Here is a 12,227-nt window from a genome sequence, read left to right as displayed (position 1 = left end):
GTGCCCAGCAGGACGCCTTGAATCCACAGGAGGCGGCGTGGCGGACCTGCTCGCCAGCGTTCGCACCCGCCAGCGCCGCCACCTGTGGATTCAAGGCGTCCTGCTGGGCACCGTCGCCGCCCTCGTGCTCCTCACCGCCACGGGCCTGCTCGGCCGGGTGGCGCCTGGACTCGCCCAGGCCCTGCTGTGGCTCGCCGTGCCGGTGGGCGCGGCGGTGGCGTGCGTCTTCGGCATCGTGCTCGCGCGCCGTCAGGTGGGCGACGACCTGCGCACCGCCCGGCTCGTGGGCCAGCGCCGGCCGGAGCTGTCGCTGGACGTGCTGGCGGCGGTGGAGCTGTCCCACGCACGCCGGGAGGAGGCCGGCTGGTCCCCCCAGCTCGCGGACGCGTTCCTGGAGCAGATGGACGAGCGCGCCCGCACGGTGGACCCCCGGCGGGTGGTGGACGGCCAGCCGCTGCGCCGCGTGGCCCTGGCGTCCGGGGGCGCGGTGCTGGCGCTCGCGGTGCTGATGTTCTTCGTGGGCGGCCGGTGGGCCGCGGGCTGGAAGCACCTGCGCGAGCAGGCCGCGCGCCCGGAGACCGCCGCGCAGGTGGAGCCCATCACCGGCGACATCGAGCTGACGTACCGCTACCCCGCGTACACCGGCCTCGCGCCGCGCACCGTGCCGGGCACCAACGGCGAGGTGAGCGCGCCGTCCGGCACCGAGGTCGCGCTGAAGACGCGCTCGGACCGCCCCATCGAGCGCGCGGAGGTCGTCGTCAACGACCAGGTGCTGCCGCTCACCGTGACGGGCGGACGCGAGCTCACCGGCAGCTTCGTCGCGAAGCAGGGCGGCCACTACCACTTCGTCTTCTACGGCTCGCGCTCCAAGCCGCTCGCGGTGGGCCCGGACATCCCGCTCACCGTGGAGGTGGACAAGGCGCCCCAGGTGACGCTGCTCACCCCCGCGGCCGAGGTGGAGGTGGACCCCGGCCAGACGGTGACCCTCAAGTACGAGGCCCAGGACGACTACGGCCTGTCCGGCCTGTCGCTGGTGTTCCGCATGCCCGGCGCGAAGCAGGAGACGCGCGTGAACCTGCCGCGCGAGGACAGCCGCCGCAGCCGGGGCACGTACACCTGGGACCTGGGCCCCCTCAAGCCCGCTCCCGGCGACCGCATCACCTACTACGTGGAGGCGAAGGACAACGACGCGGTGGAGGGCCCCAAGAAGGGCGTCAGCCGCACGCAGACCCTGCGCGTCTACAGTGCCGCCGAGCACCGCCGCGCCGCCCTGGAGAAGGCCGAAGCCCTGTGGGGCCGGCTCGTGGACCACCTGGCGGACCGGCTGGAGGGCCCCGACCGCGCGAAGCAGAAGGACGCGCAGGCCGTGGAGGCCGCGCGCACCGTGGACGCCAGCGGCACCGCGCTCGCGGAGGACTTCCGCATGCAGGGCGCGGAGCTGTCGCGCGAGAAGGACGTGCCCAAGGAGATCGTCTCCGCGCTGGCGAACATCGGCGGGGAGTTGAAGCGCAGCGTGAGCACCACCTCCGACTTCCGCCGCCTGTACCTGCGCACCCAGCGCGCGCGCGGCGAGGACTGGGGCACCGGCACCCGGCTCACCGCCGTGGTGGACGACGAAATCGAGGGCCTGGAGCGCGACATCCTCTACCTGGAGTCACTGCTGGACCGGCAGAAGCTGGAGGCGCTTCAGGAGCTGACGAAGCAGCTGGCCAACGACCGCCGCGACCTGTCGCGCCTCATCGAACAGTACAAGGCCAACCCGGACGAGTCCGCGCGCGAGCAGGTGATGCAGCAGATCCAACAGCTCAAGTCGCGCATCCAGGAGCTGATGCAGCGCATGGCCGAGCTGCGCAAGGGCATCCGCGACGAGCACCTCAACGCCGAGGCGCTGTCGGAGATGATGCAGCAGGAGGACATGCAGGGCGCCATGGATGAGGTGGAGCGCCTGATGCAGGAGGGCAAGGCGGACGAGGCCCTGGCGAAGCTCCAGGAGCTGGGCATGCAGATGGACGAGATGCTCGACTCCATGGACAAGTCCCAGGAGGAGTTCGGCGCGGAGCAGTACCCGGAGCTCGCGGAGAAGTTCGGCAAGTTCATGGACGACCTGCAGGGCACCATGGATGAACAGCAGAAGGTCGCCGAACAGACGCGCGCCCTGCGCGACCAGGCCCGAAACCAGAACCGCGACCGGCTGAAGGAAAAGGGCCAGGCCCTCAAGGACGAGCTGGCGCGCAAGGTGAAGCAGGTCCAGGAGAACTACCAGAAGCTGGACCCCGCCCGGCTCAACAGCCGCGCGTCCCGCCCGCTGGAAGAGGCCCAGTCCGAGCTGCGCAACCTGGAGAACGCGCTCAAGGTGGACGACTTCGACCTCGCCGCCGAGTCCGCCGCCCGCGCCGAGGACGCCGCCCGCCAGCTGTCCAGCATGGGCGAACAGCAGCGCCAGTTGGATGAGATGTTCGGCAACCCGCCGGAGGTGCGGCAGCAGTCCGCGCAGCTCGCGGAGCGGCTGAAGAAGGATGCGCGCGACGTGTCCGACGTGAGCCAGCAGCTCCAGTCCCTCTTCCCGCCCCCGGGCTCGCAGCTGTCGCAAGGCGAGAAGCAGCAGCTCCAGCAGCTGGGCCAGCGCCAGCAGCAATTGGAGCAGCGCGCGCAGGGCCTGCGCCAGCAGATGGAGGACATGGAGCAGACGGCGCCGCTGTTCGGCGAAGAGGCCGGCCAGCAGATGGATGAGGTGGGCCAGCGCATGGGCGAGGCGTCGCAGCGCATGCAGGGCAAGGACCCGGGCCGGGGCTACGGCGAGCAGCAGGCCGCGATGGAGGGCCTCAAGCGCTTCCAGCAGCAGATGCAGCAGAGCCAGCAGGGCCGCAAGGGAGGCCGGGGCCTGCCCATGCCCATGGGCTCCGGACGCCGCCAGGAAGGCAACGGCCGCAACCCGCAGGACAAGGTGGAGCTGCCGGACGAGGACGCGTTCCAGGCGCCGCGCGAGTTCCGCAAGGACCTGCTGGACGCGATGAAGCAGGGCGCGCCGGAGAAGTACCGCGAGCAGGTGAAGCGCTACTACGAGGAGCTGGTGAAGTGAGGAGCCACCACACGCACGCGGGAGTCCTGGGCCTTTGCGCCCTGCTCCTCGCCATCCCCGCCGCCTTCGCGCAGCCGCCCGACGCCTCCCTCAAGGAAGAGGTGAAGCAGCGGCTGGGCAAGGTGGAGCAGTCGCTGGACGACTGGGACGTGGGAGGCGCCCGGCGCGAGCTGGCCGAAGTGGAGAAACGCGTGCCCTCCGAGCTGGAGCCCCTGAAGTACTTCCAGGGCCGCGTGTCCTTCGAGGAAGGCCAGTACGAGGACGCGGTGACGCTGCTGGAGGGCGCGAACATCGAGGACAAGCCGGGCAGCTACCTGCGGCTGGCCAAGGACACGCGCGCCATCACCAAGGACCACCAGCGCGCGGAGAGCGACCACTTCATCTTCTTCTACCCGAAGGGCAAGGACGAGGTCCTGGTCCCCTACGCGCTGGAGACGCTGGAGGCCATCCACCGCGCGCTCAAGGAGGACCTGGGCTGGACGCCGCCGGGCAAGGTGCGCGTGGAGGTGGTGAACAACGCGCGTGAGCTGTCCAAGGTGAGCACCCTCACCGAGAAGCAGATCCGCACCACCGGCACCATCGCCATCTGCAAGTTCAACAAGCTGATGGTGACGAGCCCCAAGGCCGTGGCGCAGGGCTACGACTGGCAGGACACGCTGGCGCACGAGTACGTGCACCTGGTGGTCAGCCAGATGAGCCACAACACCGTGCCCATCTGGCTGCACGAGGGCATCGCCAAGTTCATGGAGTCGCGCTGGCGCGGCAAGGGCGGCCTTGCGATGACGCCCTCCACGCAGGCCCTCTTGGGCAAGCGCGTGAAGGAGGACAAGCTCATCCCCTTCGACAAGATGCACCCCTCCATCGCCATGCTGCCCACGGCGGAGGACGCGGCCACCGCGTTCGCGGAGGTGTTCTACGCCATCGACTACATCCACGGCACCAAGGGCACGCAGGGGCTGCGCACCGTGCTCCAGGAGCTGAAGGCGGGGCAGTCCGACAAGAAGGCGGTGGAGGCGGCGACGGGCATGCCCTTCCCCCTCTTCGAGAAGACCTGGCTGTCGTACGTGAAGAAGCAGCCCTTCCCCCAGGAGCTGGTGCCGCGCGACGACCGCGTGGTGCTCAAGGAGGACGCCAAGGGCGCGCAGAAGGAAGGCGAGAAGAAGGGGCGTGAAATCTCCTTCGGCGACTTCGCGGAGGTCTCCGAGGTCCCCGCGCGCAAGTTCGCGCACCTGGGGGAGCTCTTGCGCGAGCGCAACCGCGTGAAGGCCGCCGCGGAGGAGTACGCGCGGGCGCACAAGCTGGTGGGCGACAAGTACGAGTCGGTGTCCAACAAGTTCGCGCTCGCGCTCCTGGAGCTGCGCCGACTGGACGAAGCGGAGTCCGTGCTGCGCGGCTCGCTGCGCATGCACCCGGGCTCGCCCTCCACCAACGTGCACCTGGGCCGCATCCTGCTGTTCCGCAAGGACTACCCGAAGGCGAAGACGGCGTACCTGGAGGCGCTGGCCTCCGACCCGTTCGACCCGGAGATCCACCTGGCCCTCACCCGCATCCACGGGGCGCTGGGAGAGACGGCGCTCGCCACGCGCACGCGCGGCGCCGCGTCCAACCTCACCGGCCTCAAGCCCGATGACGTGGACCGCGCCGCCCAGGCCTTCCTGCGCGCCGAGGGCGAGCTGTCGGAGACGAACGTCCCCGCGAGCTCTCCAGATGCGCCGAAGCCGGCCTCCACGCCCGCGAAGCCCGCGCCGAAGCCCGCACCGGAGCCTTCAGGGATCAGCAGGTAGCCGCCCCGCCGGGCAGCCGGCCTGGCAGGGCACCGCGCCCAGCCCAGCCCCGTCGCTCCGGGATGCCCACGTTCCGGGCACGAGGAGAACGGGATGGCGTTCCCAGGCAGCATCTTTGAACAAGGCCCGCCCTCAAGCCCGGCGCGGACCTCCGTGCGTTCCGTGCGGCACTGAACGCCTCCCCCCGGTCCCGGGGACAGGTGCGGTGTCCACTGCCGCACCCGCCCGCCCGCGCAACGTGCGGTGGCGCACGTCCCTCTTCCGACCCCCTGGGTCCCCTGTCGCGCCCTGCACCAAGGTGCGCCGCGCGACCTGGAGGTCCCAGGTCCACCGATTCGTCCCGCCTCGGTTGACCCGGGGCTCACACAAGGAGCAGCACCATGAAGCGCACCCTGCACGGCATCACCCTGGCCGCGGTCCTCTTCACCGGCGGCGTCTCACTGGCCCAGAGCGCCACGTCTCCCAGCACCATGCCCGCGGCGAAGCCCATGGGCGCCAAGGGCGGCATGCTCGAATACAAGGGCTTCATGGCGCCCTCGGATGAGAAGGCCTTCCTGGAGCGCCTCCACCACATCAACCAGACGGAGATCCTCCAGGCGCAGCTGGCCCAGAAGAACTCGCAGAACCCGGACGTGAAGAGCTACGCGGACAACATGATGAAGATGCACACGGACGCCGACCAGAAGCTCATGACCTACGCCACGGGCAAGAAGCTGAAGCTGGCGGAGCCGAAGCCCATGGACGAGATGGAGCGCAAGGTGATGGCGGCGACCAAGGCCGACACGGCGAAGCTCGAAGTTCTCAAGGGCCCCCCGTTCGACTCCTGTTACATGGCCGGCCAGGTGGCGGCGCATGACATGGCCATCGGCAAGGTGATGGCCGCCCAGCAGGGCATGGGCGCCACGGGCGAGATGGCCACCATGCTGACCAACCTCACCCAGGAGCTGCCCCAGCACCGCAAGATGGCCTACGACACGCTTGGCAAGCTGAGCAGCGCCATGGGCGTGGGCGGCTCCGGCGACACCATGGACCACGGCTCCATGAACCACGGCAGCACCGGCTCCTCCACGGGCGGCACCATGGGCGGGGGCTCGAAGACGAAGTAGTGGGCCGCTCCGCAATTTTTCCGTGCTCACTTCACTGCCAAGGCCGTGAAGCGAAGGGTGCCTCCTGAAGCGCATTCCGGGAGGCACCACTTCCATGCATAGTCCCGCGCCATGTCACGACTGATTGCCCTGACCTCCTGTCTCGCCGTTCTGCTCGTCGGTTGCTCCAACGACGTCGACGCCGTCTGCGAAATGCGCAAGCAGTGCATCGACGCCGACCTGGACACCGGCAAGTGCGCCGACAAGGTCAGCGCCTGGGAAGAGGAGCGGGAGAGCGAGCAGGAGAGCCGGCAGGAGCGCACCACGGAGTGCGCGCGGTGCGTGGCGGACCGGACCTGCGCGGAAGTCGCCGCCAACTGCATCGGCGACTGCATCGGCATCCCCTGAGACCCGGAGGCCTCGGGGGACGCCGCTTAAGCTACTTGCGCGTCCAGCGGTCCAACCAGCCCAGCACCTCGTCGTGCCACTGGATGCTGTTCTGCGGCTTGAGCACCCAGTGGTTCTCGTCCGGGAAGTAGAGGAAGCGGGACGGGATGCCTCGGCGCTGGAGGACGGTGAAGGTGGACATGCCCTGCGTGTCCACCACGCGGTAGTCCTTGCCGCCGTGGATGACGAGCATGGGCGTCTTCCACTTCGCCACGTGGTCCACCGGGTTGTGCTTCGCGTAGGACTGGGGGTTCTCCCACGGGGTGCCTTCGTGGTCCCACTCCGGGAACCAGATCTCCTCCGTGTCGAAGTAGGCCATGCGCTCGTCCAGGTTGCCGTCGTGGTTCACGAGGCACTGGAAGCCGTCCGGCCAGTTGCCGGCGATCCAGTTGATCATGTACCCGCCGTAGCTGCCGCCCAGCGCGCACCGCTTCTGCTTGTGGATGAAGGGGTAGCGCTGGAGCGCGGCGTCCAGGCCCTTCTGCAGGTCCACCAGCGGCTTGCCGCCCCAGTCACCGCGAATGGAGTCCGTGAAGGCCTGGCCGTAGCCGCTGGAGCCGTGGAAGTCGACCATCACCGACACGTAGCCCCGGCCCGCGTACACCTGCGGGTTCCACCGGTAGTGGAAGTGGTTGCCGAAGCTGCCCTGCGGTCCGCCGTGGATGAGGAAGGCCAGCGGGTACTGGCGCTTGGGGTCGAAGTCCACGGGCTTCACCACGAAGGCGCGCACCGTCTCGTCGTTCCAGCCCTTGAACTCGAACTGTTCGAAGGCGCCGAACCTGAGGCCCGCGAGCGCTTCCTTGTTCACCTGCGTGAGCTGCCGCGCGCCGGTGCCGTCCGCCTTGGCCGCGTACAGGTCCGCGGGCGAATCCAGGTCATCCATCGCGTAGACGATTTGACCGTCCGCCGCGGGCTGGGCTCCTTCCGCGTTGCCCGCCTGCGTGAGGCGGCGCGGCTTTCCGGTGGCCACGTCCAGCGCGTACACGGGGTTCTGCCCCACGTCGCCGGTGGTGGTGTAGAGCGTGGCGCCGTCCGCGCTCCACGCGAGCGAGCTGACGGAGGCGTCCCAGTCCTGGGTGAGCACGCGCTCCTGGCCGCTCGGCCACTGCCGCAGGATGACGCGGAAGCGGTCCGCTTCGTAACCGGGGCGTGACATGGCCGCGTACGCGAGCGTCTTGCCGTCCGGGCTGAACACGGGGCTGGTGTCGGTGGCGCGGTTCTTCTCCGTGAGCTTGCGCGGCTTCGACTTGCCGTCGATGGGCGACAGGAACAGGTCCAGGTCGGTGGACCACGCCTCGGTGCGGCCCGCGTCGCGCGCCGCGAAGACCAGGCCCTTGCCGTCCGGCGTGAAGGTGAACTCCTCCGCGCCACCGAAGGGCTTGCTGGGCGCGTCCGCGTCCATGCCCTTCATCACGTCCACGGGCGTGCCGCCGGCCACGGGGACGACGAACAGGTGCGAGCGCGTGCCGTCCTTCCACGTGTCCCAGTGGCGGAAGAAGAGCTGATCATACGCGCGGCCGGTGTTCTTCTTCTTCTGGGCGGCGTCCACGCGCTGGGTGTTGCAGTCGAGCGTGGCGCAGTCGGGGAACACCTCCAGCGCCACGGCGAGCTGCTGGCCGTCGCGGGACAGCGCGAAGCTGTTCACGTCCAGTGACAGCTTCGTCACGGGCAGGGGCTCACCTCCGTCCACGGGCAGGCGCCACACCTGGGAGGAGCCGCCGCGCGAGGACAGGAAGAAGAGGCTCTTGCCGTCGGGGGCCCACACCGGCTCGCTGTCGTTGTCCGGGTGGGCGGTGAGCTGGCGCAGGTTCGTGCCGTCCAGGTTGACGAGCCACAGGTCGGTGCGACCGCGGTTGGCCTCCAGGTCGGTGGAGCGCAGGACGAAGGCAATCTGACGACCGTCCGGGGACACGCGCGGGCCGCTGAGCCGGCGCAGCGTGACCAGGTCCTGCTGATTGAACGGCCGGGGGGCGGGCGCCGGGGCGGCGCCGAGGGCCAGGGCCGCGAGAAGCGACAGGGGCAAGGAGGTTCCTCCTGGGGAAAAGGGAACGCGACCGTGCCTCCAGTGGGGGGCGCTGTCCACCCACGAAGGGTGGGATGTGCGGGTCGGGTGGCTGGCGCGCTGCGGCGATGTTAGGGGAGGGCCATGTCCACGCCCGTCGTCATCCATGTCTGGTCCGACTTCGTCTGTCCCTGGTGCTACGTCGGCCTCGCCGAGGTCGAGAAGCTCAAGCAGCACTACGACATCCAGGTGGAGTGGCACCCCTACTTCCTGCGGCCGGAGACGCCGCCAGAGGGGTTGCCGCTGCCGGAGTACGTGCGCGAGGGCATGAAGGACCCCAACAACCCGCTCAAGGTCCGCGCGGCCCGGGAGGGGCTGAAGATGGTGCACCGGGACATCATCCCGTCCACGCGCCGGGCGCACGAGGCGACGGAGTACGCGAAGTCGGAAGGAAAGCTGGCCGCGTTCCATGCGGCGGTGCTGCGCCGGTACTGGAGCGAGGGGCAGGACCTCTGGCAGTGGGACACGCTGCGCGGCGCGGGCGTGGATGCGGGGTTGGATCCGGACGCGTTGCAGCACGCCGTGGAGACGGGCCGCTACCGGGCGGTGGTGGAGGCGTCGGTGCGCGAGGCCCAGGAGATGGGCATCCGCGCGGTGCCCACGTTCATCCTGGGGGAGAAGCTGGCCATCCAGGGCGCGCAGGAGTACCCGGCGTTCCAGCGGGCCATGGAGCAGCTGGGCGCGAAGCCCCGCGGCTGACGGGCGCTACAGGCCCTTCACCAGGATGAGCAGCCGCGCGAAGGTCTCCGGACCCTCGCCGGCCAGCCCCTGCGCGAAGTCCAGGAACTGGGGCGCCTGTTCGACGTGCTTGGCGACGAGCTGGAAGGACTCGACGGCGGCGGCGTCCAGGGTGGCAACCGGCGTGCCGGGGGTGTCCAGCAGCGCCACCACGGCGGGGTGCCCGAGCAGGACGTAGCGCACCACGGAGGCGCGCAGCACGAGCAGGAACACGGCGTTCAGGAGGCTCGGGGCCTCCGTGAACGGGTGGCGCAGGACGTGGTTGAGCGCGTGGTTCAGGAAGTACTGGTGCACGCGCTCCCCGTGCAGGGAGGCCAGGGCTTCGCGGCGGGTGACGTGGAGTCGCCACGCGTCGTCGGGGGCCGTGTCCGCGCCGCCGTAGGATGCGCGCACGTCGCGCACGAGCGAGAGGTAGCGCTGACTGCCGACGTGGGCCTCGCGCGAGCGGAGCACGGCGGCGCAGATGCCGGCCCACGGGCCTCCGGGCAGCTCCAGCGCTTCGAGCTGGTCGCGCAGGGTGTGCAGCGTGTCCGTGGCGTCGTAGGTGCGCAGGATGTCCGCGAGCCGGGCTTCGGCGGTGGGCAGGGGCTCCTGGGTGGCATCGCTCGCGGCTGCCGTCTTTGCCGCGTCATCCGTGAACGCTGTCGTGCCCGGGAAGTAGAAGTCGCCCAGGTCCAGCGCCATGCGTCCCAGCGCGTACAGGCGCGCGGCGAAGGGCACGTCACTGCGTGCGAGCAGCCGCAGCATCGCCTCACGCACGACGTCCGCGTGCGCCGTCCATGCGTCGGCGCCGGAGGCCACCTGTCGCGCCATCTGGGGGCGCAGGGCCTGCGCTTCGGGGACGGGTTCGCGCACCAGCGCGTCTTCCGCCAGCAGGCACAGGCGCGCCGTCTCCGGACATGCGAGCGACCCGGCCATCTCCACCTGCGCGCCCCAGCGCGTCAGCACGCGCGGAAACACGGAGCACCCGTCCGGCAGCACCGCTTCGCCGTACCTGCTCTGGAGCGAGCACAGCTTCGTCTCATCCAGGAAGGCGCAGTGTCCGTCCGCGCGCTTGCCCAGGATGCCCGCCTGCTGGCCCGTGGCGCCATCCGGGTTGGGCGTGATGAGCGCCGCGACCCGCGCCTCGTCCGGACCGCCCGCGACCTTCTGGCGCAGCAGGCTCCAGCGGGACTCGCTGATGGGCACCGTCAGCCCCGCGCAGCAGGTGTCCTCGCACGCCTCCGCGATGCAACGGAAGCGCGCCATGTAGCGAAGGGCGGAGGCGGTCATGGCCCGGAGTCTACTTGCGCCCCAGGGCCTTCTTCACGAACCCCCAGAAGCGGCCCGCACGGTCCTTGAGGTCGGCGCCCCGGCGCTCCTCGGCGGCGTTGACCGCCTCCTTGCTCACCTGGAGCTGCTTCTGCAGTTCCTCCGGCGAGTAGCGCGTGGCGAGCGTCGCCTTCACTTCCTTGCGCGACGAGTACTCGCGCGCCTCCACGTGCAGCACGCATTCCGAGTCCAGCTTGAGCGTGACGGCGACGCGCACGGAGCCTTTGGGGCCACGCGGCAGTCCCTCCACGCGCACGGTGCCCAGGTACTCGTTGGCGGAGATGTGGTTGTCCTCGCCCTGGAAGATGGACAGCTCCATCCGCTCTTCGTTGTCCTGCGACGTGCTGATGGCGAACGAGCGCTGCGCGGGCAGCGGGCTGTTGCGCTCGATGACGCGCTTGAAGCCGCCACCGGGCATGGCCACGCCGATGGTCATGGGCAGCACGTCGATGAGCACCACGCTGCTCACCTTGTCCACCGAACCCGAGTACAGCGCCGCGCCCAGCGCCACCGCTTCGTCCGCGTTGACGCTCGCCTGGGCGTTCTTGCCGAAGAGGCCCTTCAACTTCTCGCGCACCAGCGGCATGCGGCTCATGCCACCCACGAGGATGATGTCGTCCACGTCGGCCGCGCGCAGCTTCGAGTCGAGGAGCACGTCGCGCACCACGTCGATGGTGCGGTTGAGCAGCGGGTCGCAGATCTTCTCCAGGTCCTGGCGCGACATCATCACGCGCAGGTCCCGGGGCTTGCCCGAGTCGTCCATCATCAACATGGGGATGTGGACCTCGAAGGTGCTGCGCTCGGACAGGCCCATCTTGGCGCGCTCGGCGGCGTCGCCCACGCGCGACAGGGCGATGCCGTCCCCGTTGAACGCGATGCCTTCCTTCTCCTGGAAGCGCTCCAGGAGGAAGTCGACGATGAGGTTGTCGAAGTCGATACCGCCCAGGAAGATGTCGCCGCCGGTGCCCAGCACCTCGAAGACGTTCTTCTCGATGCGCAGGATGGTCGCGTCGAAGGTGCCGCCGCCCAGGTCGTAGACGAGCACCTTCTTGTTGAGTTCGCGGTTGAGGCCGTACGCGAGCGCCGCGGACGTGGGCTCGTTGAGGATGCGCTCCACCTTGAGGCCCGCCATGTTGCCGGCCTTGCGGACCGCTTCACGCTGGGGCTCGGAGTAGTAGGCCGGCACCGTCACCACCGCGCGCTCCACCTTCTGGTTGAGGTGGGTTTCGGCCATCTCCTTGCACTCGCGCAGGATGATGCCCTGCACCTCTTCCAGCGACAGCACGTCGTTGCCCAGGCGCACGGCGGCGCGGCCGGCGGCGTCGGGGGTGATTTCGTAGTGGAAGCGCTCGCGCACCTGCTTCACCACGGCGCTGTCGTAGGGACGGCCCACGAGGCGCTTGGCGCCGTAGATGGTGTGCGTGGGCCGCAGGACCAACTGGTTCTTCGCGCGGTGGCTGACGAGCAGCTTGTTCTGCGCGTTCAGCGAGATGACGGAGGGGATGGTGTTGTAGCCCTCGCGCGAGCGCAGGACGATGGGGCGGCCGTTGGACAAGAGCGCCACGCAGGAGTTGGTGGTGCCCAGGTCGATGCCGATGACCGGCCCCGTGCCGGCCAGTGTCTGCGGCGGCGTGAGGTAGATGGGGCGCACCTGGCCGTTGGCGTCCAGTGCCGGCGGAGGCGCGGGAGCGGTCTGCGCGGCGGCGGGCGCCAGCATCGCG

The 12,227-nt window shown here is 69.8% G+C and carries 8 protein-coding genes; 5 read left to right on the top strand and 3 right to left on the bottom strand.

Annotated features, from left to right (window positions below):
* Window positions 1-37: 37 nt before the first annotated feature.
* From D7Y13_RS29125 to D7Y13_RS29110, 4 genes are all read left to right on the top strand, one after another.
* On the top strand, window positions 38-3,079 hold the full coding sequence (locus D7Y13_RS29125; protein WP_120585047.1) for a DUF4175 family protein: 3,042 nt from the start codon (window positions 38-40) through the stop codon (window positions 3,077-3,079).
* The gene (locus D7Y13_RS29120) at window positions 3,076-4,863 is read left to right on the top strand and encodes a peptidase MA family metallohydrolase (protein WP_120585040.1); all 1,788 of its coding nucleotides are present in this window, start codon (window positions 3,076-3,078) and stop codon (window positions 4,861-4,863) included. The genes D7Y13_RS29125 and D7Y13_RS29120 overlap by 4 nt, the downstream gene beginning before the upstream one ends.
* A gap of 380 nt (window positions 4,864-5,243) precedes the next feature.
* On the top strand, window positions 5,244-5,969 hold the full coding sequence (locus D7Y13_RS29115; protein WP_120585041.1) for a DUF4142 domain-containing protein: 726 nt from the start codon (window positions 5,244-5,246) through the stop codon (window positions 5,967-5,969).
* Window positions 5,970-6,080: 111 nt separating this feature from the next.
* Entirely contained in the window at window positions 6,081-6,356 is a 276-nt protein-coding gene (locus tag D7Y13_RS29110) for a hypothetical protein (RefSeq protein ID WP_120535754.1), read from the top strand.
* A 31-nt stretch (window positions 6,357-6,387) separates the two neighbouring features.
* Here the strand turns inward: D7Y13_RS29110 and D7Y13_RS29105 are convergent, their stop codons facing one another.
* Window positions 6,388-8,418, bottom strand: a complete 2,031-nt coding sequence (locus tag D7Y13_RS29105; protein ID WP_120585042.1) for a S9 family peptidase — start codon at window positions 8,416-8,418, stop codon at window positions 6,388-6,390.
* A 123-nt stretch (window positions 8,419-8,541) separates the two neighbouring features.
* On the opposite strand from D7Y13_RS29105, the gene D7Y13_RS29100 reads away from it, so the two are divergent.
* Window positions 8,542-9,156, top strand: coding sequence for a DsbA family oxidoreductase (locus D7Y13_RS29100; RefSeq protein ID WP_120535756.1), 615 nt, complete (start codon window positions 8,542-8,544; stop codon window positions 9,154-9,156).
* A gap of 6 nt (window positions 9,157-9,162) precedes the next feature.
* Here the strand turns inward: D7Y13_RS29100 and fliB are convergent, their stop codons facing one another.
* A complete protein-coding gene (gene fliB, locus D7Y13_RS29095; protein WP_120585043.1) occupies window positions 9,163-10,467 on the bottom strand; it encodes a flagellin lysine-N-methylase in 1,305 nt (434 codons plus the stop codon).
* 10 nt (window positions 10,468-10,477) lie between these two features.
* On the bottom strand, window positions 10,478-12,227 hold a 1,750-nt coding region (locus D7Y13_RS29090), incomplete at its 5' end, for an Hsp70 family protein (RefSeq protein ID WP_147452514.1).

It is taken from the genome of Corallococcus praedator, assembly GCF_003612125.1.
GTDB lineage: Bacteria > Myxococcota > Myxococcia > Myxococcales > Myxococcaceae > Corallococcus > Corallococcus praedator.
Note: the sequence above shows the minus strand (reverse complement) of the source record. Positions and strands in the feature narration are given on the sequence as shown.